This window comes from Corynebacterium sp. sy017 (assembly GCF_017918135.1).
In the GTDB taxonomy this organism is placed as follows: Bacteria; Actinomycetota; Actinomycetes; order Mycobacteriales; family Mycobacteriaceae; genus Corynebacterium.
The window spans coordinates 386238-412769 of the sequence record NZ_RZUE01000003.1 but is presented as its reverse complement, the minus strand read 5'-3'; the positions used below and the strand labels follow the sequence as shown (position 1 = coordinate 412769).

General features: G+C 45.6%; 25 protein-coding genes. 10 read left to right on the top strand and 15 right to left on the bottom strand.

The features are described from left to right. Positions 1–14: 14 nt before the first annotated feature. Positions 15–1010 carry an NAD(P)H-dependent glycerol-3-phosphate dehydrogenase gene (locus tag EML15_RS08400; RefSeq protein WP_144274861.1) on the bottom strand — a complete coding sequence of 332 codons (996 nt, stop codon included), beginning with the start codon at positions 1008–1010 and terminating at the stop codon, positions 15–17. 234 nt (positions 1011–1244) lie between these two features. On the opposite strand from EML15_RS08400, the gene EML15_RS08395 reads away from it, so the two are divergent. Continuing rightward, the gene (locus EML15_RS08395; RefSeq protein WP_144274859.1) at positions 1245–2255 is read left to right on the top strand and encodes an NUDIX hydrolase; all 1011 of its coding nucleotides are present in this window, start codon (positions 1245–1247) and stop codon (positions 2253–2255) included. 62 nt (positions 2256–2317) lie between these two features. Here the strand turns inward: EML15_RS08395 and leuD are convergent, their stop codons facing one another. Further along, positions 2318–2908, bottom strand: coding sequence for a 3-isopropylmalate dehydratase small subunit (gene leuD / locus EML15_RS08390; protein WP_144274857.1), 591 nt, complete (start codon positions 2906–2908; stop codon positions 2318–2320). Between the two features lie 35 nt (positions 2909–2943). Further along, a complete protein-coding gene (gene leuC, locus EML15_RS08385) occupies positions 2944–4416 on the bottom strand; it encodes a 3-isopropylmalate dehydratase large subunit (protein WP_144274854.1) in 1473 nt (490 codons plus the stop codon). Between the two features lie 137 nt (positions 4417–4553). Between leuC and EML15_RS08380 the strand changes: the two genes are divergently transcribed. The 3 genes from EML15_RS08380 (at position 4554) to EML15_RS08370 (ending at position 8516) form a co-directional block, all read left to right on the top strand. After that, entirely contained in the window at positions 4554–5333 is a 780-nt protein-coding gene (locus EML15_RS08380) for an IclR family transcriptional regulator (protein ID WP_144274852.1), read from the top strand. 17 nt (positions 5334–5350) lie between these two features. Continuing rightward, entirely contained in the window at positions 5351–7063 is a 1713-nt protein-coding gene (locus EML15_RS08375; protein ID WP_144274850.1) for a dihydroxyacetone kinase family protein, read from the top strand. Positions 7064–7205: 142 nt separating this feature from the next. Next, the gene (locus EML15_RS08370) at positions 7206–8516 is read left to right on the top strand and encodes a PepSY-associated TM helix domain-containing protein (RefSeq protein ID WP_144274995.1); all 1311 of its coding nucleotides are present in this window, start codon (positions 7206–7208) and stop codon (positions 8514–8516) included. A 6-nt stretch (positions 8517–8522) separates the two neighbouring features. Here EML15_RS08370 and EML15_RS08365 read toward each other — a convergent pair whose 3' ends face one another. Both EML15_RS08365 and EML15_RS08360 read right to left on the bottom strand, forming a co-directional pair. Continuing rightward, positions 8523–9944, bottom strand: a complete 1422-nt coding sequence (locus EML15_RS08365; protein WP_144274848.1) for an FtsX-like permease family protein — start codon at positions 9942–9944, stop codon at positions 8523–8525. A gap of 1 nt (position 9945) precedes the next feature. Continuing rightward, positions 9946–10647 carry an ABC transporter ATP-binding protein gene (locus EML15_RS08360; RefSeq protein WP_144274846.1) on the bottom strand — a complete coding sequence of 234 codons (702 nt, stop codon included), beginning with the start codon at positions 10645–10647 and terminating at the stop codon, positions 9946–9948. A gap of 210 nt (positions 10648–10857) precedes the next feature. On the opposite strand from EML15_RS08360, the gene EML15_RS08355 reads away from it, so the two are divergent. The 3 genes from EML15_RS08355 (at position 10858) to EML15_RS08345 (ending at position 13138) form a co-directional block, all read left to right on the top strand. After that, positions 10858–11616, top strand: coding sequence for a histidine kinase (locus EML15_RS08355; RefSeq protein ID WP_144274844.1), 759 nt, complete (start codon positions 10858–10860; stop codon positions 11614–11616). 14 nt (positions 11617–11630) lie between these two features. Beyond that, complete coding sequence (locus EML15_RS08350) at positions 11631–12317, top strand: response regulator transcription factor (RefSeq protein WP_144274842.1); 687 nt, start codon at positions 11631–11633, stop codon at positions 12315–12317. A gap of 122 nt (positions 12318–12439) precedes the next feature. Then, a complete protein-coding gene (locus EML15_RS08345; RefSeq protein ID WP_144274840.1) occupies positions 12440–13138 on the top strand; it encodes a hypothetical protein in 699 nt (232 codons plus the stop codon). A gap of 90 nt (positions 13139–13228) precedes the next feature. On the opposite strand, the gene EML15_RS08340 is transcribed toward EML15_RS08345, so the two are convergent. After that, positions 13229–14626, bottom strand: a complete 1398-nt coding sequence (locus tag EML15_RS08340; protein WP_144274838.1) for a trypsin-like peptidase domain-containing protein — start codon at positions 14624–14626, stop codon at positions 13229–13231. A 117-nt stretch (positions 14627–14743) separates the two neighbouring features. Between EML15_RS08340 and EML15_RS08335 the strand changes: the two genes are divergently transcribed. From EML15_RS08335 to EML15_RS08325, 3 genes are all read left to right on the top strand, one after another. Then, positions 14744–15379: a hypothetical protein gene (locus EML15_RS08335; RefSeq protein ID WP_144274836.1), complete on the top strand. Its 636-nt coding sequence runs from the start codon at positions 14744–14746 to the stop codon at positions 15377–15379. Between the two features lie 109 nt (positions 15380–15488). Beyond that, positions 15489–16613, top strand: a complete 1125-nt coding sequence (locus tag EML15_RS08330) for an ATP-binding protein (protein ID WP_144274834.1) — start codon at positions 15489–15491, stop codon at positions 16611–16613. Between the two features lie 36 nt (positions 16614–16649). Further along, complete coding sequence (locus EML15_RS08325; protein ID WP_185967225.1) at positions 16650–17531, top strand: dihydrodipicolinate synthase family protein; 882 nt, start codon at positions 16650–16652, stop codon at positions 17529–17531. Here the strand turns inward: EML15_RS08325 and EML15_RS08320 are convergent. The 9 genes from EML15_RS08320 to EML15_RS08280 all read right to left on the bottom strand — a co-directional run bounded on the left by EML15_RS08320 (position 17526) and on the right by EML15_RS08280 (position 26445). After that, positions 17526–17843, bottom strand: coding sequence for a lactococcin 972 family bacteriocin (locus tag EML15_RS08320; protein ID WP_144274832.1), 318 nt, complete (start codon positions 17841–17843; stop codon positions 17526–17528). The genes EML15_RS08325 and EML15_RS08320 overlap by 6 nt on opposite strands. Beyond that, positions 17836–18483: an ABC transporter ATP-binding protein gene (locus EML15_RS08315; protein WP_144274830.1), complete on the bottom strand. Its 648-nt coding sequence runs from the start codon at positions 18481–18483 to the stop codon at positions 17836–17838. The genes EML15_RS08320 and EML15_RS08315 overlap by 8 nt, the downstream gene beginning before the upstream one ends. 3 nt (positions 18484–18486) lie before the next feature. Next, positions 18487–20562 (bottom strand): hypothetical protein, encoded by a 2076-nt coding sequence (locus tag EML15_RS08310; protein WP_144274827.1) that lies wholly within the window; start codon positions 20560–20562, stop codon positions 18487–18489. A gap of 110 nt (positions 20563–20672) precedes the next feature. Continuing rightward, positions 20673–21554: a S1 family peptidase gene (locus EML15_RS08305; RefSeq protein WP_144274825.1), complete on the bottom strand. Its 882-nt coding sequence runs from the start codon at positions 21552–21554 to the stop codon at positions 20673–20675. Between the two features lie 15 nt (positions 21555–21569). Continuing rightward, positions 21570–22676, bottom strand: a complete 1107-nt coding sequence (locus EML15_RS08300) for a hypothetical protein (RefSeq protein WP_144274823.1) — start codon at positions 22674–22676, stop codon at positions 21570–21572. A 186-nt stretch (positions 22677–22862) separates the two neighbouring features. Continuing rightward, on the bottom strand, positions 22863–24014 hold the full coding sequence (locus EML15_RS08295) for a M20 family metallopeptidase (RefSeq protein WP_255456000.1): 1152 nt from the start codon (positions 24012–24014) through the stop codon (positions 22863–22865). Beyond that, positions 24004–24672: a DUF1028 domain-containing protein gene (locus EML15_RS08290; protein WP_144274819.1), complete on the bottom strand. Its 669-nt coding sequence runs from the start codon at positions 24670–24672 to the stop codon at positions 24004–24006. Before EML15_RS08290 ends, EML15_RS08295 begins: the two co-directional genes overlap by 11 nt. Positions 24673–24754: 82 nt before the next feature. After that, positions 24755–25171 carry a RidA family protein gene (locus tag EML15_RS08285; protein ID WP_144274817.1) on the bottom strand — a complete coding sequence of 139 codons (417 nt, stop codon included), beginning with the start codon at positions 25169–25171 and terminating at the stop codon, positions 24755–24757. Positions 25172–25188: 17 nt separating this feature from the next. Further along, entirely contained in the window at positions 25189–26445 is a 1257-nt protein-coding gene (locus EML15_RS08280; protein ID WP_144274991.1) for an NAD(P)/FAD-dependent oxidoreductase, read from the bottom strand. Positions 26446–26532 lie beyond the last annotated feature (87 nt).

Sequence of the window (26532 nt, the reverse complement as noted above, 5' to 3'; positions counted from 1 at the left end):
TCATGACAACGCTGTTATTCAGCTTTCATCGAATGTCCCATGAGAGCCTCTATGAGCTCATCGACGTGAGTTCCCTGATGGCACACCCCATATACCGCCTCAGTAATAGGCATATCCACATGATACTTTTGCGAAAGTACAAAAATGGATTGGGAAGAAATAACCCCCTCGGCAACTTGTCCGTGAGTGGCAGCACGAGCAGCATCTAATGTCTCCCCCGCTCCTAGTCGCTGCCCAAAACAGCGATTCCTCGACAAAGGAGAAGAGCATGTAGCAACCAGGTCACCTAGACCAGCCAAACCGGCAAAAGTACGAGCATCCGCCCCCATAGCAAGCCCAAGGTTAGTAATCTCTGCCAAGCCACGAGTAATAAGCGTGGCAAGCGTATTTTCGCCTAGTCCTCGTCCAAGTGCCATGCCACACGCCAGTGCAATAACATTTTTTGCCGCACCTGCTAATTCACACCCAATAACATCTGTATTGGTATAGGGACGCAAGTAAGAAGAATCTAATGCCCTTTGTACTATTTGTGCTCGTCGCTGGTCATTACAAGCAATCACAGTTGCTGCAGGCTGTTCCTGTGCTATCTCCTGTGCCAGGTTTGGTCCCGATAACACCGCAATAGTTTCTACAGGTCGTCGTATAGTTTCAGCGATAACTTCGCTCATGCGTAAATACGTATTCTGCTCAATGCCTTTGGCAAGACTCAGCACAATTGCTTCCTCAGGAATTGCCTCTGCCCACTGAGACAGATTTGCTCTCAACTGCTGTGAGGGAATGGCTAGCACAACAATGTCGCTATCTGCGAGCACTGTCAGTACATCATGATGAGCTGTGAGGTTATGCGGTAACTCAATGTCTGCTAAATACGCAGAGTTTCGGTGGTTATGATTGATCTCTTGAGCTACTTCGGTTCTTCGCGCCCATATGCATACTTGGCACCCTGCATCAGCAAAAACCTTTGCTATTGTAGTTCCCCAAGAACCTGCGCCCATTATGGCAACTCTCATCTTTTCCCATTCCTTGCTTGTAGGTGTTATCGCATTGTAGACCTGCGTAGCAGAATGCCATGCGACAAACAATGCTGTCTATCATACAAAACCATGCGTCCTTGTAGGGGATGCGGTCGACGTTTTTCCCACTTATCCAGTTACCTAGATATCTAGGCGTGCCTATGCGGGCTAGAGCTGCAAATGTAGATTAACGTTTATGAAAAGGCTAACGAGTGCATAGGGTAAGTAATTATGACCAAAAAGCTACAACAGGTATCACACGAAACTACAAAAGATAATCAATCTGGATTAGCAATAACCGGACGTTATCAAAAAATTGATGCACAACCAGCTAAAGAGTATAAGCGCTCTACTATTGCTGCTGGTGCAGTATTGTGGCGCGGTGATAAAGCTGATCCACAGTCACATGAAGTAGCAATCATTCACCGTCCACATTACGATGATTGGTCTTTAGCCAAAGGAAAAGTCGATCCTGGTGAATCTTTAGCCACGACGGCAGTGCGAGAGATCAAAGAGGAAACAGGATTTGATGTTCGGCTTGAAAAACTACTAGGTAAAGTGCATTATCCAGTGGGCGACCGCATGAAGATTGTGTACTACTGGACAGCAGAGGTTGTTGGTGGAGAGTTTGAGCCAAATAATGAGGTCGATGAAATTCGCTGGTTAAGCGTCGAAGAAGCCAAAAAACTGCTGAGTTATGACGTTGATCGCAACATATTAGAAAAGGCACAGAAACGTCTTAGTCTACCTACGACTGCACGAGTGCTTTATGTTCGCCATGCTCATGCCCATAAGCGCTCGTCCTGGGCGGGTAACGACAATATCCGACCTTTGGATCGGAAAGGACGTCGACAAGCTGAATTATTGGTTCCGCTGCTCAAGGCGTATAAACCAGAGGTAATTTATTCTGCGTTGCCCGATCGTTGTCAGACAACAGTACGCCCACTTGCCGAAGATTTAGCTCTTGAAGTGCACATTGATGAGCTTTTGGGTGATGATGGCTGGTTAGAAAATATGAAAGGCGCAAAGAAAGCCTTTGACGACATCGTCGCACAAGGAGGTGTAAGCGTTGTCTGTAGTCAAGGGCTCACAATCCCAGATATGCTTGGCTCACTGTCTGCTCGGGGACGACTGCCACTCGAGCATATTCGCGCTAAGAAAGCTAGTGTATGGGTGCTTTCCTTTCATGGTTCGGAATTAATCGGAGCGGATTACATCGAAAGCCCACTGCCAGTGAAATAAAATACAGGAGATGACCTGGTTGTTCCATGACAACCAGGTCTGTATGTGCCTATTTACTGTGCTTACTGTGTTCGAGGCTTAAAAGCGGGACGACGTTGCTCAAAAGCCTTAATCTCTTGCTCCTTTTGCAGGGTCAGGCCGATATCATCAAGTCCTTCCATTAGCCTCCATCGAGTGTAGTCATCGACGTCGAAAGAATAGACATTCTCACCACAGCTGACTGTTCGGTGCACCAGATCGACAGTAATTTCTTTTCCTGGTTCCTGCTCAAGCTGTTTCCACAATAATTCAATATCTTCTTGATTCATCTGGGCTGCCAGCAAACCAGCTTTGCCAGAGTTTCCACGGAAAATATCAGCAAAACGAGAAGATAACACCACTCTAAAGCCATAGTCCATGAGTGCCCACACCGCGTGCTCACGTGATGATCCAGTACCAAAATCAGGTCCTGCGACAAGAACAGTACCGTGCGCATAGGCAGGCTGATTAAGCACAAAGTCTGCCTCATTACTACGCCAGTTATTAAAGAGTCCATCCTCAAAACCACTACGGGTTACTCGCTTGAGATATACCGCTGGAATGATCTGGTCAGTATCTACATTAGAACGAGTCAGTGGGACTCCAACACCTGTATGTGTCTCAAATTTTTCCATAATGACTTTTCACCATTTTCCTAAAGATAAAACTTTTAGAGTAAATCAGCTGGAGACGATAATGTTCCTCGAACAGCAGTAGCAGCTGCTACTTCTGGAGAAACTAAATGGGTGCGCCCACCTGGACCCTGCCGCCCCTCGAAATTACGGTTTGAGGTAGAAGCAGAACGCTCACCTGGAGCAAGCTGGTCTGGATTCATCCCGAGACACATAGAGCACCCTGCAGTTCGCCAATCTGCGCCTGCCTCAATAAAAATTTTATCCAGCCCTTCTTCCTCTGCCTGCTGCTTAACCATCGCCGACGAAGGCACAACCATCATGCGCACCGAATCGGCAATTTTGCGACCATCCAATACCTGTGCTGCCGCACGCAAATCTTCGATACGCGCATTCGTACAAGAGCCAAGGAATACAGTGTCAATTTTTATCTCACGCAACGGTGTTCCCGGAATGAGATCCATATATTTTAAGGCTTTTTCTGCAGCTGCTTTGTCATTATCATTGGTGAAATCCTCTGGTGACGGCACTGTGGCATCGAGTGGCAATCCCTGACCAGGGTTAGTGCCCCACGTAACAAACGGAGTTAGAGCACTACCATCTATGTCTACCACGGTGTCAAACTCTGCGCCTTCATCTGTGGGCAATGTTTTCCAATACGAAACAGCAGCATCCCAGTCAGCACCTTGAGGTGCCAACTCACGACCTTTGAGATACTCAAAAGTGGTTTCATCGGGAGCAATCATTCCTGCTCGCGCACCTGCTTCAATGGACATATTGCATATGGTCATTCGTGCTTCCATAGACAATTTTCTAATGGCTTCACCGCGATATTCGATAACGTGCCCTTGTCCACCACCTGTGCCTATTTTGGCAATGATCGCCAAAATCAAGTCTTTAGCTGATACCCCGGGCTGCAATTGACCACTGACGTTAATCGCCATTGTCTTAAATGGTTTCAGCGATAATGTCTGGGTAGCCATAACGTGTTCCACCTCTGACGTACCTATACCAAAGGCCATAGCTCCAAACGCACCATGCGTTGAAGTATGGGAATCACCGCAAACAATGGTCATTCCTGGCTGCGTAGCTCCTAATTGTGGTCCTACTTGATGCACAATTCCCTGTTTAATATCCCCCATTGGGTGCAATCGCACACCAAACTCTGCACAGTTTTTACGCAATGTCTCTACTTGAGTACGAGAGGTGGCATCTTTAATTTCTGTTAATGCTCCTACCTTAATTCCAGTGGTAGGCACATTATGATCTTCGGTTGCTAGATGTAATTCAGGGTGACGTATTGTACGCCCTGCCAAGCGTAAACCATCAAAGGCTTGTGGTGAGGTAACCTCATGCAATAATTGCAGGTCAATGAAAATAAGATCAGGGTCGCCCTGTTTGCCTTGAGAAACAATATGATCGCGCCATACTTTTTCAGCAAGGGTTAGTTTATTTTTCCCCTCTTGACCTGGCTTATGTGTATTATCATGGGAATCCATGGGGCTGGTCATGGAAAGCACCTCATTCATCTCATTACGTCTTGTTATTGTCTTTTATAATGAACCTGGGATTGTGCTCATAGCGAGACTCTTTTATTGCGTACTCACCAATTGCTAATCCCATATATTGAGATATATAATATCACAATATGGGACAGCTTAACATACCTTCCGAGAAACACACGCATCATGACAGCACTGCCATATCTGCCGATATTGAACACGCGACAAGTGGAATTAAAGTGCTTGACCGAGCAGTTCTCATTATGTTTAGCGTTGCCGGGCAACCGCGTTCCCTCGCTGAACTTGCACAAGAGACACAATTGCCACGTGCAACAGCGCATCGCTTAGCTACTGCCCTCGAAGCACATCATCTTCTTACTCGCGGTAGCGATGGTCGATGGCGCATTGGTACTGCATTAGCATCACTGACTAATCAGCACTCCACCAGGCTTATCGACGCCGCGCATAACACAATGACCCGTCTCATGGACACCACTCATGAATCGGTACAACTCTATCAATTAGCCGGTACAACACGAATGTGTATTGCAGCTCAAGAACCAGACTCAGGATTGCAAAACACAGTACCGGTAGGTACACGACTTACCCTCCAAGCAGGCTCCGCAGCAAAAGTATTTCTCGCTTATGGTTCATCAGAACTCAGTGAACGCATCCTACCTGCTGCACAGCACATCACTCCAAGTGATTTGGAAACAATCAGACAGAAAGGGTGGGCAGAATCAATATCCGAACGAGAAATAGGTTTGGCGAGCTGCTCTGCCCCAATTTTTGACTCCGCCAAACAACTTATCGCTGTGCTATCCATTTCCGGTCCGTCGGAAAGGCTTAAGCCATCACCGGGACAACTGTGGGCAGAACAACTCATACAAGCAGCTAATAATGTTACTGCGCTCTTAGCGCAGTAGTGTTACTCTCGGAGGGTATGAACACCTCGCACAATCAATCGACCGCATCGTTTCGCAATGATCCTGCACGATTTCTACCTGAGGCATTAGGCGGTTTCATTGCTGGACATCCCGATGCATCTTGGCATAACAATGGTTTTATTGGTCGTACCTCCCCTATCACTACCGATGCTGGTGCACCGGCTGTAGCGCTTGTGTCAGGAGGTGGTTCTGGGCATGAACCACTGCACGCAGGATTTCTCGGTAGCGGCATGCTCAGCGCCGTGTGCCCAGGTCTACTTTTTACTTCACCAAATGCAGTTCAGATTACTCAAGCAACACGGTGGGCAGACCAAGGTGCTGGTGTAGTGCACATCGTCAAAAACTACACCGGTGATGTCATGAATTTTCATGTAGCACGCCAAGCCACACACGACGTAGATACCGCCGTCATTCTCGTCGCTGATGATGTTGCTACCGACCTGGGTGATGACGATACTAGACCAGGACGACGCGGTACCGCAGCAACTATCCTCGTAGAAAAAATTGCTGGTGCTGCTGCTCAGCGTGGAGATAACCTGAGCGAAGTAGCACGCATTGGACAATGGGTTGCCGATAATTCTCGTAGTATGGCAGTTGCGCTCGCTCCCGGACACAATCCAACTCATGGTCGCACCACCTTTGATCTTCCTCATGGAAAAATGGAGGTCGGAGTAGGTATTCACGGTGAGCGTGGCGTGGAACGCGTTGATAGCAAAGCCGCTCAAGAAATCGTTGCACAGCTTCTCGACGACATCATGCGTGGGCTAGAACTCAACCACGATGAGAAAGAACTTATTTGCGTTGTCAATGGTTTGGGCGGAACAACAGCATTAGAGCTATCACTTATTTTTGGCTGCGTCGTAGAGCAATTAGCTGCCCAAGGCATTCATCTTCGCCGTGCCTTAGTGGGCAGTTATGTTACTGCAATGAATATGGCAGGTGTTTCCATAACGCTAACACGCAGCACAGATGAAATCATCCAACTGCTTGATGCCCCTACTAGCGCCCCAAATTGGCCACGAGTGATTGCCGGCGACAAAGAACACCCTATTGAGTATAGCGCTGCAACTATGCACTTCGACGACGCATTACCATCCGACGGTACTGAAAATACTTGGTTGAGCAACTTTATTAGTAGAGTTCAAGGCGCTATTTCTCAACTTAGCGAACTCGATCGCTTAGCTGGCGACGGCGACTTCGGTGACAATATGGCAGCAGCCTTTGGCACTATTGATTTACCACTTCGAGGCAGCAATGCCGATGTTCTTGAAGCACTAGCACAGCGATTATTCATCCGCGCGGGCGGCACATCTGGTGCCGTATTCGGTACGCTTTTCCGAGAACTAGCTGCTGCAATGCATACAGCGCATAATGACGTTATAGGTCTTAGCACTGGCCTTAGCGCAGCACTCAACGCTATTACCGAGCTCGGCGGAGCTCAACCCGGCGACAATACCTTGGTAGACGCATTAGCACCTGCTGCCCATACAGCTAAACAAACACAAGAACAAGGCTGCACCAATTTTGCTCAATTGCTAGAACACTGCTATCGTGCCGCAGCGGAAGGTGCTAAGAGCACTCGTAATATGGCAGCAAAGAAAGGTCGCGCTAGTTATGTTGGTGACGCTGCCATAGGAGTCGTCGATCCAGGAGCTATTGTGGTGTCTTGGATCTTCGGCGGCAGCGGAAAGGTAAGCGATTTCACATAATCACGATACGGCCCCTACGCTGGTTGTACGCATAATTTTCTCTACCTAACTTTTTACGACCAGCTTTAGTTGGGAACTTTTCACTATACCTATCCGACATCTATACGTGTCTACGTTCTTATCTTTTTCCCAACCCCAAGCAATGAGATTTCGCGCTGGATTAGCGCGTATGCACAGCATTGCCGGGATTTTCGTCGCACCGCTGCTCATAGTTGCTACGGTCAGCGGTTTTTTCTATGCACTAGCACCGTCAATTGAAAAAATTGTGTACCGAGAGCAACTAACTGCTAGTTCCACGCATCAAGCACAACCGCTTTCTGCTCAGATTGCAGCTGCGCAAAAAGTTCATCCTGAGCTTTCCTTTGCCGGAATACAAGTATCTGATAACCCACGCGACACCACTCGAGTATTGTTCCATGATCCTCGTCTACCTAGTCCTAGTTACACCCAAGCAGTTTTTGTCGATCCAGGTGATCTTGCTATCAAAGGGGATCTGGTTCAGTATGGTAGTTCTCGAGCACTGCCCATTCGCACCTGGCTTTCACAAGGGCATCGCAATCTATGGCTTGGCGACCTTGGGCGCCTCTACTCAGAAACGGCTGCCTCATGGTTGGGAATGCTCAGTATCCTCGGCTTATTTTTATGGTTGAGCACTAAGAAACAAAAGAAAGACCACACACGCCCTCTATCGCAGCGCAAACGACTCGTCACAGCACATTCACGGCTTGGTTTATGGTTACTGCCTATCTTTCTTTTCCTAACCATTACTGGTTTGACCTGGTCATTAGTGGCAGGAAATAATATCGCTCTCCTACGCACACAACTGAATTGGGTGGAGCCAAAACCTGTGGTAGCTCTAGATGAAATTCCTGCTGGCGCATCTTGCCACGAGGATCACATAGTGAAAAACATCGAAAGTTCGCCTGCAGAATATATGCGAGTCGATGATATGGTACGCACTGCGCGCCAAGAGCACTTAAAGGGCATCCTCGATATTCGCATTGGGGAACCAGAACAAGCCTGGACTATCAAAGAAGCACGTCAGCCATATAAACTTGCTAACTCTACTATTTCTGTTAATCCGCATACTGCGCAGCTTGTCGATAAGGTAAATTACGCAGATATTCCACTTGCCGCAAAACTAACAAATTGGCTTATCCAACTGCATATGGGTATGCTCTTCGGGCTGATAAACCAGCTTGTCCTGGCTGTGGCAGCGCTGGGATTGCTCTACATGATTTTCCAAGGGTACCGAATGTGGTGGCATCGAGGTAAAAACAAAAAGCCAGGACGACTACCACAACCAGTCGGTCTAAAAAATATACCCACTGGTTTAGTTATCGCCTGGACTGTTTTTCTCTTATGTTACTGCGCTCTAGCTCCGCTTTTTGCAGCAAGCCTACTATTATTCTTGCTTATCGACGCTGCCATTAGGCGAATAAAGCGCACATAATTATTCTTATTCTTTTCTGTCCATTTTTCGCAGCACTCTATTACGCAAGGGTTGGGTGGCTAATACCGCACAAAATGTGGTGAGCCAACCAAGCCCGAGTAATACCCCAGCGTTGATTAACTGTAGATGGAAATCATCGGTGCCCATACTATTGGAAAAAATGGCGACACTCAACAGCGCTCCAATGCAAAAACCAAAAAGACTCACTACGATAATTGGCCCCATGATATTTGCATAGGCAATTGCAGATTGCAGGGATTTTCTCATTCCGATTAGTTGCAAAGAACGCGATAATTCTGCTTGCTCAAAGATGTCATTGGCTTGTCCAAGAAAAATGGATACTGCACTGATGGTAAAACCAAAAGCAAGTGTGAGCAGGATACCAGTGTTAATATCACCAAACATGATTCTGCCACTGGTATTGTCTTCGCCTAGCAAATCAGAAATGTTTCCATCTCCCAGTGGCGAACCCACCATATAGCCAGATAGCACGCCAAAGAATGCAAGAGCACTGCTACGACGCCACACCAACCGAGCATTAGCGCTGATACGTCGACAAGCAATAAAATGCGCAGTTCCTGGTAAGAAGGAAGCAAGATAAGCAAGGAACTGCAAAATGAATGGCACAACAAGATTTATGCCTAGCGCGTTGATCAGCAGCATCAAGAAAAAGATCATCATCGCCCATGCTGATGGCCTTCCAATACTTATGCTGTTTAAGACGACGAACACAATCACAATAAGTGCAATAAAAACAAACAACCGCCATGCTTTCATTGCTGCAGGTATCTCTCGCTTTGCAACGCCCAAAGGAGTTACTCGCACTCGTTGTATGCCGATAAAAGAAGCAACGACGCTGAGCAGCATTAAAATAACCGCCACTGAAACATCACCCCACCAAGGGAGAAGCATCTCAGAAACACTGATATTTTTGCCTTGGAAAGACAGTTTCGTAAACAGCGGTAGCGACACCACGCTCAGTAAAAAGCCAAGAAAAATACCAATGAAAGACTGGATGGCTGCTTCTATCAGTGCCATAGCCGTAATATCAGTTGCGGATAGACCGACGAGCCTTAACACAGCTAAGCGACGTTCACGTGCCGAAGCCCCCAATACTGCAGATTGCGCCGTAAGACTGAAAATAGCTGGAAAGAGAAAACTACACGCTATGACAGCTAACCATAAGAATATAGCCAGAAATATACGTGCGTCTTTAGGATCCTCTGCCCACATTTGTTTCATTGCTGCACTTGCTGCTTCTGGATGATTCATTCTCTGGTAAAACATCCAGGTGCCGCCAACAACGATAAACGAGAAAAAAGCACTAACAATCATTGACACAATGGCGAATATATTAATCAGCCCTGTGCCTTCACGATTACGGATACTAGCTTTTTGGAGATCCCAAACTAATTGCGCAGTTTTCATCTCAGTTCTCCTGTCGCACAGTACGCTGAGTTAATCGACGATCAGAGTGAATAATGCCGTCTCGAATTTCGACAAGCCGATCTAACCATTGCGCAACGTTTGCATCATGGGTCACCATGATTAATGTTGACCCAGTTGTCTTAGTCATGGTGGTCAATAGCTGCATTACTTCATGACCGGTACTTTGATCTAATGCACCGGTCGGTTCATCAGCAAAGATGATTGCAGGTTGTGTTACTAGCGCACGCGCAATGGCTACGCGTTGTGCTTGTCCGCCGGAGATCTGTCCAGGACGACGCTGTGCCAAGTTTCCGATGCCCAGTTGGTCAAGTAGATGTTGGGCATGTTGTTTTGCTTTGTTTCTACTTACTCCTGCCAACATTGCTGGTAATGCAACATTTTCCATATTAGATAGCTCAGGGAGTAACTGCCCATCCTGGAATACGAAACCAAAGTTATGCAATCGGATTTTGCTGCGTTGTTTATCAGTCATCGTGCCGATCTGAGTATCACCAAAAGTAATAGAACCACTGCTAGGAACCAAGATACCTGACATACAATGCAACAGGGTTGATTTGCCCGAACCAGAAGGACCCATGATCGCTACGCTTTCTCCAGCGTTAATCGTTAAAGAAATACCGGATAGTACCGGACCACCACCAAATTCCTTGGTGAGTTCATGTAGTTGAAGTGTTTGACTCATGACCCCTATTTCAGTTGAAAAACCTTCCTTGCGCCATACTGCTCACAATTATTTTTTAGGTAGTGCCAGCACTACCCCCATGTTCATGACTATGATGCTGTGTGGTGTAATAAATCTAAATGCGCAATAGCATTATCCTTAGATTCTAAGAAAAGTAACGAGAATAACTCGCAACTATCAACGGCATAAGGGCACATAGGCAGGAGGAATATGCTGCGACTATTCAATCGCTTGTTAGATCGTCGATTAAGCAATGTCGATGGTCGAGGCACATACTCTGCAGAAAAGACTCAAGCAGAAAGAATAGCGGAGCTAACTGCCTCGCGCCGTAAAATTGCCGATGCCTATGAACGCGAGCGCCAGCGCATCGAACGTGATCTCCATGATGGCGCACAGCAGTATCTCGTTGCAGCAGCTATAAAACTAGGAGAAGCCTCCTTAGACGCTCAGGGAGAAAGTGCTCAATTAATTGAAGCGGCCAAAAATGATATTCATCATGGTCTTGCCGCATTGCGTGAAACTGTTCGTGGTATTCCACCGCACATTTTGCGCGATCGTGGTTTAGTAGCAGCAATTAGTGAAGCCGCGAGTAAATATGGCAATCATATTCATGTTTATGCCCCTCATCCTCTTCCAGTTTTATCGCCTAGTGTTCTAGCTGCTGGCTATTTCTTTGCCACTGAAGCGCTCACTAATGCTGCCAAATATGCACCAAATAAACGTGTTTCTGTGCTTATTACAACAGACCAAGATCTAAAAATTTCTGTTGTCGACGAAGGATCAGGTGGCGCACGCATTATTCCTGGTCGTGGAATTCATGGTTTAGCAGAACGACTTGATTCTTTTGGTGGTACGCTCACCTTAAACTCACCATCAGGTGGTCCCACCCAAATAATCGGCACTATTCCCCTCTTGCTCGAACGTGGACAAAGCGCTATTTCTTCTTTCACGCCACATATGGACACATAAGGACATCACTAATCATGAATACTGCACAGATACATACTGAACCGCTATCAATTGTTATTGCTGATGATTCCGTCTTGTTAAGAGAAGGATTAGCTGGACTATTAGAGCGTCGTGGGCATCATGTAATCGCGCAACTAGGTACAGCTACTGAATTGCTTGAGTTTTTTACTCAGGATCAATCCCATGAATGCGAACCAGATCTATTGATTACTGATGTGCGCATGCCACCGAATATGACCGACGACGGACTACGCGCTGCACTAGAAATTAGAAAAATTAGACCTCAACTAGGAATAATCGTACTGAGTCAGTATGTCGCGCACACATATGCTGTTGAACTTTTTGATAAAGCTACAAGTGGTACAGGTTATTTGCTCAAAGATAGAGTATCTGAAGTAAAGAACTTTCTCGACACACTTTATATGGTAGTTTCGGGAGGAACAGTCATTGATCCGACTGTTGCTGGTGCATTGATATCCGCACAGCGTACTGGTCTTGGTAGTCTTTCGCCTAGAGAGAAAGAAGTCCTTGGTTTAATGGCTCGTGGACAATCAAATAGAGAAATCAGCAAAGAACTTGTTCTTTCTCAAGCCGCTGTTGCCAAACATGTATCAAGTATTTTTATGAAACTACAATTGCCAGCGACAGAAGAAAATCGTCGAGTCAAAGCAATTCTCGAATATCTTGCCCAACCAATCTAGGCCTTATTTCGTAAATAAGAAACTTCTTCTTTCTAGATGTATGATGTTTCTCATAACTGTGTTTTCTCCTATGAAATAGAAGAGGAGAGAATTACTACTTTTGTGTGAAAGGATATCTCCTTATGGTGGCTAAATCTCAGAGTCACAAAGCTAAAGTAACTGCTGCAGCGCTTGGTGTAATCTGTGCACTTTCTTTATCTTCTTGTAGCTCCCATAATGTATCCAACACCCCAGATGCTTCCACTTCTGTGCAACAAGCTACCGGCTATGACACCTGGGATGCAAATGTACTTGGTGTAGATCTCAACGGTCAAGCGGTTGACATGGAAAATGCAGACTACGCTGGTCATAGTCCAGAGGATATTCAGCAAATAACTGATTATGGTGAGAATACCGAATATCTTGAAATTCCTGAGGTTGGTATGAATGTGCCCCTAGGAACGATGAACTCATACAACGGTGTAATCGAGCCAGTTGGTTTTACCCATGCTTATGTTGTTGGCGATTTTTCACCTGGCTACCATGATCCCGATAACGGGTCTGTCATGATCGTTGCTCATGCTCTCGACGGTGCGGGAATGGCACCTGGCAATTTTGTATGGGACTCTGCTACACGTCAAGCAAAAGTACACGCTGGCAGTGAGATCAATGTTGGTGGTGATGCTTTTACCATTACTGCGGTGGAGCAAATTCCAAAAACTGAAATAACGGATAAAGAAGAACTTTGGTCACAAACTCCAGGAACTCTTTTCTTTGTTACTTGCGTTCCTAATGCTGCAGAAAACTTAATCATCACTGCTACTATCAATCAGCCACAATAATCTCCGCTAAAAGCAGTCAAAGACCCAAAGGTTAAAGCTCCTGAGCACTATCGCTCAGGAGCTTTAACTTGGAATTGCATTCTCCACTAGCTATTTAGCAAGCAAAACCCCACCTGTAGTAATTTTGGGTCGGTTTTTCTTAGCAGTTTTATGCGCATTTTTCTTGACACTATCGACGATTTTCATCGAGCGGTTCGTAGCCTCATCTTTCTTCTTCACAACAACTGTATGAGTTTCAGTGCTCACCATCGCAGGAGTTGTCATCGCAGTGCTCTGTGATTGCGATGCAGAGGTGATGGCTACCGGCTCTGAAGTTGATGGGCTCAGTACCGTTGACGTCGATGGTGATGGTGATACTGGATCATCTGCAGGGAAAGTAGTTTCTATAGGGACAACAGGTTCTGTAGATTCAGGTGCTGGTTCCGGCATTGGAGTAGTTTCAGCAGAAGCCTCTTCCTCCGTTGTGGTTGGCTCAGTGGTTGCTTCTGTTGTTGCAGGCGTGGTCGTTGCTTCTGGGGATGGTTCTTCCGAAGTTGTTGCCTCTGTGGTTGAGGTTGCCTCAGTTGTCGTAGACTCCGCTGAAGTAGGGACTGTTTGCTCAGGTGTGTTCTCCGCACCACCTTCAGCCTTAGTAACAAGTTCATCAATCACGGCGGCGATATTCGCACCACCATTAGAGTTCAATACCGTGATGATTTCACCAGCTAAATTGGGGTCAGAACTGGCAGTAACATACGGTCCACCACTGGCACCGCCACCAACCCAACATTCCTTTTCATCAGGGACTCTGTGGATTTCTCGGTTATTCTGCCCCGGATAACGGGTGTAATTACCCACGCACACAGACTGGGATTGACCGTTAAAAGGAGCAGGTCCTGGGTAACCAATAAGAGAAGCCTGTACCTGCTCACCCTCAGCTAGCTCAGGGTGAATACCAAAAGCACCAGTCACTTCCTGGATAGTTTTGCCCTCTGCATTAGGTGCTAATTTCAGAATCGCAACATCGGCAGAGGAATTCTCTGGCACAAAAGCGTCCGCTACCTTCCAGCTTTTATAAGGGTTACGCACCGCAGGGTCATTGGAAGTGCCATCGAATGCGGGGGTAATCATGGATTTACCAGCTGCTATGTTGTTGCGTGTTGCGTCGGTAATTTTCCACACAGGGCCGTTAGCTTTCGCAATGCAGTGTGCTGCGGTAATGGCTAGCAGGCCAGACTCGCTATCAATCACAGATGCGGTACACATGGAACCGCCATTGATAAAGCGTGCCACTGCGCGGGAAACAGGGTGCTCAGAGTATGGTTTCTGTGCAAAATACGCACCATTTTCATTCATCTCTGACAGTCGTCCATCAAGCACAGAACCGGCAGGATCTGGTTGGGGTAGCGGTGGTTCTTTTGGTTGAGCATGTGCAGGGGAAAAGCCCATGCCAAGCCCTAAAGAAGTAGCTACCGCAACCACTATGGCACGCTTTTTCATAGCATTCATTGAGTGTATCTCCGTCTAATATATACTCTGCAATAAGTTATTCTTATTTTTCACTAAGTGTAGCAGTCCCACTGTATTGCAGTGAAAAGGTGTACCTACATTACTGAAAGAGAAACCATGTTTAATAGCCAACAACACGCTACTCCTCGACGTTACCTCTATACAGCTGTTGGAGTCGTCGTACTAGCAGTTGTTTCTCTGCTGAGCGACGCTATCGGTATGTATCTGAACGATGGTAGGCACCAAATACTCAATTTTTGGCATTTCTTTTTCAGCAGAATATTCAATGCTGGCGTGTTATGGGCAGCACTTTCTTTCTATGTGGGCTGGCTTTTCAAGAATGGGCGCCTGACTAATTGGTATGCACCGGTTATTGCGATACTAGCAATGGAGTGCACTCTTATTGTGCACTATGGTTTAGGGGTACTTATTGGTTTTATGGACAACACGATATGGTCAGGCAATGAACAGTGGTTCATCGCAGCTGTTGTGTTATGCGGCCCTATTGGCTGGTTGGGTGCTATCGCCTCGCGACATGATTTCTTCGGCTATAGTGCACGGTTTACACTTCCACTCATTGCCCTAGTCGAATCAATGTATAAAATATATCTTGAGCTACCCTGCACTATGAGCTGCCTTGATCCAGATCATATATCTATTTGCATTGTTAGTGCTCTGCTTTTTGTAGTTGGCATCTACAGCACAATCATGGTTATCCGTTCCATTTCCCGTGATAGGCGTACTCACTCATAAAACATACCCATAGCGTGATTCGAGACCAATTAAAAGTTTTATGCATTTTACCTACGTTTTATGCGCTTTATGTATTGATTTTACTTTTATGCATACTTATCCTTGAAACATGAATCCGAACCCTTTTCACCCAACTTTTGGGCGTTCCCCTACCGTCGTCGCTGGCAGAAAAGCAGAAATTAATTCCTTTTCCTTAGCTCTAGCTGAAGGTCCCAGTAACCCTTGGCGAACTGCCCTTATCTCAGGGACAAGAGGCATTGGAAAAACAGTTCTACTCAACCAATTAGAAAATGCTGCAGCAGCTCAAGGATGGGTAACTGTGCGCGCTCATGTTGGAAAAAACATGATTTCCGACCTCAGCGAAACGACTATCCCTCGAGTAATGAGAACTTTAGATACTCATCCACCAACCCGCAAACGCCATGTCACTGGCATTGGTTTTAGCCCACTGAGTATAACAACTCAAGTAGAAAATACCAGCGTAGAACCAAAACCTAATTTGCTAAGTCAACTACATGATCTTGCTGCAATGACGCATAAATATGCGGTAGGAATCTTGATCACTGTTGATGAAATACAAAGCGCACATACTGAGCATTTACAAGAATTAGCTGTTGCTATTCAAGACCTCAACCGGGATGATGCAGAAATTGCATTCCTCGCAGCAGGTTTACCCAGTGGCATTGACGACTTGCTCCAAATGGACGGAACTACTTTTCTACGTAGAGCAGAAAAAATCCATTTGAGCACTTTACAAGAAGAAGTCGCTCAAGAATTATTTAGAGATACAGCTAATCAAGGTGAAAAGACATTTGAGGATAGTGCCCTAAAACTAGCAGCTCAAAACAGCTACGGGTACCCGTATTTGATACAAGTGATAGGTTCCATTTCTTGGGCTTATGCAAAAATAGATAACTCTGATGTTATTAATGAAGACCATGTACGCTCTGCCTTGCCAGAAGCAATAAACCGTTTAGGAAGGCAAGTCCATGAACCCTCTTTGCACGGTATTAGTCAGAGACAATGGGACTTCTTGTACGCCATGGCAGAACTGTGTAAAACCACTGATGCGCCTATTGCGTTAAGAGATATTGCGGAAAAATTAGGAACCGATACTACTGCTCTTTCACGACCACGACAAGCACTTATTCACCGAGAAATAATATCTGCGCATTCTCGTGGCTATTTAGAGTTCTGTCTGCCTTATATGGTGGAGTATCTTGAATCCATATGATAATTTTCTGTCCTTCTTTTGCCTGAAAGTATAACCATGAGTATTTTCACCGGACTCAGTGCCTTCCCGCTTACCCCACTACGCAATAACGAGCTTGATAGCAGTGCGTTTATCAGGATTATTAGCATGCTGGCGCAATCACAGGTAGATTCTATTACCGTTTTAGGGTCTACTGGCTCTTATGCTTATTTATCTGTGGCACAACGCGCTCACGTCGCACAGCTTGCCTTAGAACATTGCGGGGATAAACCAGTTTTTGTTGGGGTCGGAGCACTGAACGCTTACGACGTATTGCGCAATATCGATTGGGCACAAGAAGCTGGTGCTGCAGGGTTACTTCTAGCTCCGATGTGTTATCAACCGCTAAAAGATACGGAAGTATTCGAGCTGTATCGAAGTGCTAGTGAGCATACCCACCTACCCATCATTCTTTATGACAATCCAGGCACCACGCATTTCCAATTCACTCCTGAACTCTATAGGGATATTGCTGAATTACCGCATATCGCCTCTATTAAATTGCCAGGTGTGCCAGAGGATTCACAAGCCGCTCGCCAGCATATTGATACTATTCGCACCCTCATTCCCGGACAGGTGACTTTAGGGATTTCCACTGATAGCCACGCAGCACGCGGACTCAATGCTGGGTGTGATATTTGGTACTCAGTTATGGCTGGAACTATTCCCGACACCGCCCATGCGCTCGCCTACGCTCACTCCGAGGAAAGAATCAAAAAATCACACGATCTTACCCCGCTCTGGGAGCTTTTCGACGAGCACTCAAGTCTGCGCGTAATCACAGCCATTGCTCAGTATAAGGGCCTAGTCTCTCCTGCTTGCCTACCACTGCCGCTGCAAGATATGACAGCACATGACTATGCAAAGGTTGCGGACATGGCACGCAATCTTGGGTTATGAGCACACTTCTTTGTCTTGTTCATTTCCCAGGATACTGATCCAGCGTGAGTGGGTTTGTGCTCTTGCCCAGGTTCCGCCATCTAAACAACCTGTATCAACATAATCATGTCCTTGTACCGAAGCACTATGGGATTTCTCGTGCTGAAAATACGACCAGGTTCTCCCGCCAGAAGCGCCATAACTCCATTCCCCGCCTTCCGCTGGGTTGATAGTGGTAGGTGCGACTTCTCCGCCTATTGTTAGTGCTCCCGCGCCAGCAATAATAAGCGCTCCTGCTCCGACACCGCTGATAATCCAAGATTTTTTAGACATTTTTCTTCAACTCCACTGTTCTATCGCATTGCTCTACAACCCACGGATCGTGGCTTACTATCACTATCGACGCACCTTTAGCCGCTAATATATCGAGCTGTTCGAGAATCGTCGTAGCATTTCCCCTGTCTAAAGAGGCAGTAGGTTCATCCGCAAGAACAATGTCAGGTTGTCGTACGAGAAGTCTTGCTATTGCTACTCGTTGCTGCTCGCCTCCACTGAGTTGATAAACCTTCTCTTGTTCTCTCCCCCGCAAACCGACAATCTCTAAAGCAGTATGCAAAGATTGGGGTGATTTCTTAGCATTCGAGCGCGCCGCTAAAGTTACATTTTGCGCAACCGTTTCATTATCAATCAGCGCGTAATCTTGGAATAAATAACCAATGGTTTCGCGTCGAAAGCGCATTTTAGTGCGCGTTGAGGCTTGCGTCAGGTCAACTCCGTTGAGAAATAACTGACCTGCATCAAATTTTTCCAATAACCCAATACAATTGAGCAAAGTGCTTTTACCACAACCAGATTCACCAGTTATACATACCCGCTCACCAGCATCAATATCCACATTGATACCTTCCCATAAAACTCGATTATGAGAACGAGTCCCCACTGTCTTCTTTGCGTCTCTTACTGTAATTCGCATTATTTACCTCCTTGTATGTATCAATTCAGCTGTGCTTACATGGCGCAACCATAAAGCTGTGATTGGCAAAGCTGTTACCACAGCGATTATGAGAGAACACAACCAGGAAAAGTTTGATACATGAAAAGCAGCCATAAGTGATGGATCTGCAGCACCTGCTAATGCTCCGCCTTCCGACCAAGCTCGGAAATGGGCTGCACGGCTCCACAAAAATCCCGCTACCAGAACAACTATCCCAGCTTCTATTGCCAATAAGACGCTAAAAAGAACCGTGGGAATCACACCATGTATATAGGTTGCACGCAATCGTTGATGAAAAACTTTTAAGCAGCTATACCATACAGCTAAAGCTGTGACCACACTCAAAAACAAAGCAGCAATCAATGCACCAGCATAAATCCAGACTACTTTCCCCAAAGTTTGATGATGCTGTGCCCATTGTTGACTCATAAGTTCCGCTGACCTTATGAAATTACCTATCAGTGGATCCTCAGCCAGCTCTTGAAAATGTGAATACTGCGTAAACAGAACATCTTTCTGAGTAAGAGCTGCAACAAGATTACGATCACCTATCTGTTCTAAATTATTTGGATATACAACCACTATTGGATCAGCAATCAATGCACGGTTTATCCACTCATTATCACCAACTTCCCATGACTTTCCATGACTGCTACCCGATGCATACGTGCTAATGCGTGCCTGGGATACAGAGACACCATATCGTTCTAGCTCTGATGTTATATCTAAATTTTGTGGTATCGAATCAGGAATAAATACCCTAGTTTCACTATCATAAGGCGACTTACGATATGCTTTTTCCAATGCACCATCCACTGATCGTCGTGCAGCCGATTCATTATAAAACAACAGATCTCGATTAAGTTGCGAGTTCGGCACCACTGCATGATCAAGATATTTCGCATAGAGGACACTTCCTTGCGCAGACATTTCTCGCAGCTGCCGTGATAATAGCTCCCATGCCTCACGCATCTCTGTCAGCTCACGAGCCCCAGTAACACTAGCGCTATATACCGTGCTTTCCGACGCCCAAACTGGTACTTCCTTATGCTGTTTCCACCATTCACTGCTGTAGTTAAAAATTCCTATACTCAACGATGCCACACACATACAAGCACCAATACGAATAAGAAAAACACTGCCCAATACTGCCTTGCTTGGCAACTTTCCTGATAGCAGGGAAACAATGGAAGCACAGCGCAATGCACACAACCCTAACCAAACAGAAAGCACACAAGCACAAAGAGCAATACCCACAAAAATTGCTTGATAATGCGCTAGTTGTATAGCAGATTGGGAATTACTCAACGCAGCAAAAACCCCAGCACAAGCTACAACACACACTGCAATTATCAACACGCTCTTAGAAAATGCCCTATGCAACTCATACTGAGCACTACGCCATAAACCAAAACCATGTAAAGCGCGTACAGAATCAGCGTGCGCATTGAGAATGACACCAATGAGACAAAAGGCTATGCAGAAAACAAGAAGTAAGGCGGTAAGCTCACCCAGTGCAGTACCGGTAAGTAAAAAAGTCCACTCTGTCAACGGATATTGCTGATGGCTTATTCCCTGGTTATCGAGATACGCAAACACAGCCTCGTGAAACTTCTTGGAGCCTGAAAGCTCAAACATTTGGCGATATTCTTCATGCGGAATATCAGTCAATTCTTTAACAACCGTCGACGGCGTACCTGGTAATCCGCGATAGCCATTTTTGTGCCATACATCAAGTTTGCCGCCAGCACCATACACAATACGCCCTTGTGGGTCAGGAAACTGCACCATTAACGACGCTCGATGTTGTCTAGCGATCTGAGATAAATCTTCTAATACCTGTTCTGGTTGCTTTTGTGTTTTGGCAAGACTCCTCACACTTACCACAGCATTGACACCTGGAAGCCCCTCTTGCTCCATCGTTGTACTCGCCCAGTAACCCAGTATTGCACCTAACAACAGTGCGAGAAACAAAGCACAACGAATAAGAATCGTGCCAGAGCTAGCATTACTATGCACAGAAAACAGCCGTTTCTCACCCGTGGTGCTTTGCGACATAACGCCTCCTTAAAACCCTTGCAGTTAACACAAAATCTTGCCCCCCCCCCGTGAGAAAAATGCAAGACTTTTAAGGAGAAATTAACTAAAATGTGTCCAAATTATTATGGTCAAGTGTTTTCTCGTCCGCTGCGAATCACATACACGCCACCGATGAAAACACACACTAATACTGCAATACTCCCCAACAAAATAGGAGTCTTTACAGGATTTTTCTCTTTGCCACTCCCTTGTTGCTTAGTATCCTGAGGAAGTTCGTCGGATGCAATCATACCGGCAATCCACCCATACACATTCGCTACAGGGCTGGTATATAACTGGGATGCTTTTCCATCAGCATCATCTCCGGGTGATGCTGTACTAACACCGATCAGTCTACCTTGAACAAATGTGGGACTACCAGAATCCCCTGGCTGAATTTTTGCACCACCTTTGAGGTTTACCACCCCCACATTTTTACCACCATAAAGAGATAATTCTTCATACCGATCTAGCTGTCCCACAGCCATAGGAAGGCGAGTAGTTCCTCCTGAACCATCCGGTGACCAACCATAAGTCACAGTTTCCGACCCAGGTTGCGGCACCTGTTGAGCAAGCTGTGGATATGAGCCGAGTTTCATATCCTCAGTAGTGTGTAGCAGTGCTATATCTCCTTCTGGCGCACGGTACCACCCATCAACTCCCACACGGTACTGTTTATCGCCTTGGCCTAAACGAATACTTCCCGAAGGTTTCGCAGTACCGTCTTCATCATATCCATCAACACAATGACGTGCCGTAATCACCCATCGCGGTGTAATAGCTGTACCAGTGCAATCACCGTCTTTGTCTCCCCGATCGCTTATCTGCGTGGCAACCACAGCGTTACTCTCCGTATTATCCGGAGCAAAGGTTGTGCTCTCCATAGCTCGAGCGCTAGGGAAAAACGTGGTAAAAGCACCTATCGTCATCACAGTCATATATGCAGCACATCGACGTAGCGTTATAGACATAACTCTGTCCTTTCTTTAGAATCGTGCAGGAAGTGTGGTGTTTGTTACTGTCAGGATCGCCTCTTTTATTGCTCGTTCTAAAAGGCCCTGCCTGCAAAAGCGACGCATTATCGTCGCAAGAATAAGGAATCCCAAAAGAGAACTCCACCCAATAGTCGTCATATTTAGCGATAATTTTTCAGCAAGTCCAGCACTAAGGAGATGTAGAACATAGAAAGTCAACGGCATAGAACCAAGACACTGCAGAGGATACGCAACTCTAGCTACATATGGCACCTGGCATAGCAACAAGCACATAGATAACAAAGCTAAAGCACCCACAGTGGTAGAAAGCACATCTATCAATGCCCCCGAGTGTGATGTTGCATTCAATGCCGCTGCAACAAAAGCAACATTCTTATCGCTTGAACTCACTAATGTCTCCCAATCAAAAGCATGGCGCAACCACACACCCAGAGATACAACTGGAATGGCTATAGCAATGATTGAATAGAGTACGCGAGAATTATCAAGCATAAATCGGTAAGCGATAATACCAATAACCATATAAAACGCCCAAGCCGCAGCAGGATAAGGGAAAGAAAGAACCTCAAATGGCTGCGTATAAACTGCAGCAACTACCTGCGCTGTTACGGTGATAGCAAGTAGCCATATAGCGACAACAACAAGAGTTCGGGTTTGCCAGCGTGGGGCACAACACAAAGCAATGTAGCACAATCCAAAAACTTGCAGAACCACCAGAATACTTCCCGATAACGGCTCCAATATCACTCCCAACAAGAACAAAAGTACTCCTCTGACCATTAAACGATGACGCATAATCGTCAGCTCTTGTCCACCAGCCTTCACTGCTTTATCACTCATCAGTCCAAGCGAAACGCCAGCCAAAATGGCAAATAACGCTGATGGGAAACCGTGAAAAATGAAATTGGCTGAACCTTCTGCCGAAAAAAGATGAGCAACGATCATACCCATTAGCGCTAAAGCGCGGGCTAGGTCTAGACCGATGATGCGATTTTGAGAAAATAGCGCGGTAGCACTGCTCTTCCTCAGGTATTTACCTAATTTATGACTATTCTTTCCATGAATATAAGCACTATTGCTTCTAGTTTTTATCTGCACGCAATTCACCATATTGTTGCGACATGAGAAGAACGTGGAGAATACCTGAAGATCCACTGGAGTGTTTATGGGAAGTAGCTGGGGAAAGAAAATTTCTTTATATTTTTGTATCGAACAAAATAATGTGCACTATACAGAAGGCTATCTCTTCTCAACACTATGAAATTTTCCATTGTGTTACTGATGTTAATCAGTAGTATCTTTCTTCCATTCCAAAGCCACGTCGATAGCAGTCCAAGCAAGCGCTGTCGCTCCATCAGAAAGTGCTTGTTCTGCTACTGAGCCAATACATGCATCAGCGAATTCAGCCTGATGGTTAAGAACAGGAAAAGAATTTACACCTATGTATGGATGAATAGCTCGTGTTATATGCGAAACATTTGCAAAATCAGTGGAGGCCTGACACATATGTGTCTCTGGTCCATCACTATATAATTTTCGCCCCAGTGCCTTCGCATTTCTCTCATAAAAAGCCAGTGCTGGCTCATCTATCAGAAAATCTGAGTATGGTTTTGACTCTTCGATAATGGATAACTCACAACCAGTCGCTAAAGCACCTGCTTGAAAACAATTTTTTACTTTCTCAGCTGTTTCTTTGAGCTCAGTCATAGTAGAAGCTCTCACATACCAACGCCCCTGTGTTCTATGCGGTATTGCGTTAGGGGCATCACCTCCTTTAGTAAGGATGCCATGCACGCGTACTGTAGGAGGAAGTTGCTGCCGCAAAAGGCCAAGAGCAACTTCAGAAATAATAAACGCATCTGAAGCATTTATTCCCTCACTGGGATAAGCAGCTGCATGAGATGCTTTCCCTATAAAATTTATCTGCCAATGCATCACTGCAAAGGGTTGTGCTCTACTTACATCAACTGGTGCAGGATGCGCCATCATTGCGAAATCAAGACCTGCAAACGCACCACGATCAAGCATTTCAATTTTTCCGCCTCCCCCTTCTTCAGCTGGTGTGCCATAAACCTCAACTGTAATATCCAGTTCATCTGCAACTTCCGCTAATGCTAGACCAGCCCCTAGAGACATACTAGCGATCAGGTTATGGCCACACGCATGTCCGATTCCAGGTAATGCATCGTATTCAGCCATGACCCCAATACGTCGAGTACCAGTTCCTTTAACAGCACGAAAAGCAGTATCGATGCCAACATATTTTTCTTCTATAGAAAAACCCTTTTGACGTAGATATTCAGTGCAACGAGTTGACGACTCATATTCTTGCCATGCTACTTCAGGATGTGCATGAAGCCACTCGGACAGTTCAACTAATAAATACAATTCTTGCTTTACTTTTTCCGCAGCAATGCTTTTTAATTTACTTTTCACCAGGAACTCCATAAGCAGGTGCTACATGTGGTTTTACCCCACGTATAACGTAATCATCACGCTGAGGCATCCATACATCCAAGAGTGATTCCAGATCTTCTAATGGAACCTCAGACCAATCGACGCGTAAATCAGTTTCAACCCACCCTGCTTTACGTACAACACCCAAACCAACCGAATGTATTGGTCCAGCTTCTCCTCCAGCATATTGTCCTGCTTTCATTGCTTTCAGCAATCGGTATTCTAATTCACCAGAGGCTTTCTCAAAGGCTTCTAGCATAGCCAAGATAACATCCTCACCAGCCAACATATTCCCTGCCACCACGCAATCATCACTGATAATTTGATGATGAATACCTAAAGTATTTTTACCTGAATATGCATAGCCAGAACCTGAAAATGGCAAGATAGTAATTTGCCGATAACTCAATGTATTATCAAGCGCTGCAAGCTGTCTAAACGCATCAGACGCGGAAAATCCGTCGGCAAGTCGATCTAATAAAAAACTACCAAAACGTGGATCAGTAATATTTTGTGATGCCACTGCGCCCACATTACCGCGTAAGTGCATACATCGAGCAGCAACAGCAGGTGAAGAAGATGCTACCGCTTGCCCCAGTGCACCAGTTTCATCTCTAGCAATAATAGAAAATGTCAACCCATTTCTCCTAAAATTTCATTTGACCATGTTCTAAAAACAATCCAATTATTGTTTTTGCACACCACTATGTGATACGGCACTAATTACTGTCAGAAAGTACGGCAGTGGCATCAATTTCCACCAGCCACTCTGGACGAGCAAGTGCATCAACCACAAGACCTGTCGACACTGGAAAAACTCCCTTGAGCCATTTACCTATAACGTTGTAAACAGGTTCTCGATAACGAATATCTGTTAAATAAACAGTAATTTTGACAATATCCTCAAGACAACCACCTGCCTCCGACAACAGCAAATTGATATTTGCCATTGCTTTCTCTGCTTGTGCTTTAACATCACCAATGCCAACAGACTCCCGAGTATCAAGATCCTGACCAATTTGTCCACGTAAGAAGACCAGATTATTCGCAACAACCGCCTGGCAAAGATCGTTAGAAAGATTTTGTTCAGGATATGTGTCTTTAGTATTAAACGGGCGAATACGGGTATATTTCATGTTCTCTCCTTATGTTTTTAATCTTTTGGATTAGCGTAATCACGATAATTCCGTTGAATATCTATTTGATCGACAACAAATTTCGCATCATGCCAAGAACCCCAAATAAATGATGAACCACGTCGAGACTGCCATGGTAAACCAACGAAATAGATACCATGTGCCTCAGAAATTCCTCGTGTCTGGTTAGGTTTTCCTTCTTCGTCGGTCGCTTTATCAACATCTAACCAGGTATAGTCTCTGCCAAAACCAGTCGACCAAATGATGGTAGAGATACCTGATTCGATCAAATTAAGTTCAAGGACAGGATTTTTGACGCAATCAGGATCTTCCCCAAGTTCATAGGCCTCAGGTTCTATTGGAAGTTGCAGGCCATGCTCTGCGATATATGCATCTGCTTCTCGCAATAAGGAAAGATAATTTTCATCTCCTGAACGAATATTTTGCGCAAGATCTCCTGCAAAATATATAATTCCGTTCTTGAAAGAAACAGTACGCCCGACTAAAGTGATTCCCGCAGATGCTAGGTCACGAAAATCAATGGTATACCCCCCTTTTGCTCCTGTTACTGCAATAGTTACGTGTTGTGTCTCCTCTTGAGGGGCTACCATATCCCATTTGCCGAGAACACCTAGCCAATAAACAAAATCACGATTGCGATAACTACGTGGTGGACGATCATGTGGTCCTACCGATAAATACACTTTTCTTCCAGAAGCTCGAAGCTCTTCTGCAATTTGTACGCCTGAAGACCCAGCACCAACAACAAGAACTCCACCTTCAGGGATGCTATTCGGATTGCGATAATCCGAAGAATGGATTTGGGCAATATGGCTCTTTTCAGGAACTATCGGTGGAATTATTGGAATCTGAAAGGCACCCGTCGCAGCAACTACATAACCGCACTCATAGGTTCCATGAGACGTGCTGACGACAAAACCACTTTGTCTATTTTTACGCGTTACCTGAAGTACTTCCACTCCTTCGACAATGGGCAGATCAAACTTTTCCGCATACTCAACCATATAATCCGCAATTTCTTCTTTAGAAGCAAAACGATCTTGTTCGCCTCCAAATGCAAGGTTAGGAAAACGATCATGCCAAACAGGACCGTTGGCTACCAAGGAGTCCCATCGCTCTTTCCGCCAGCGTGCTGCAATACAATCTCTTTCAAGAACTACATGGTTAATACCTTTTTCTTTGAGATGCTCACTTGTCGCTATTCCTGCTTGACCAGCACCAACCACAACAACCTCAGTCATGATATTCTTCATCATTCACGCTCCATTCCATGAAATCACTAAGATAGTGTTTCGCTTTTTATGTGCTGTGAATACAATTTTGATTGTCTAATAGATATA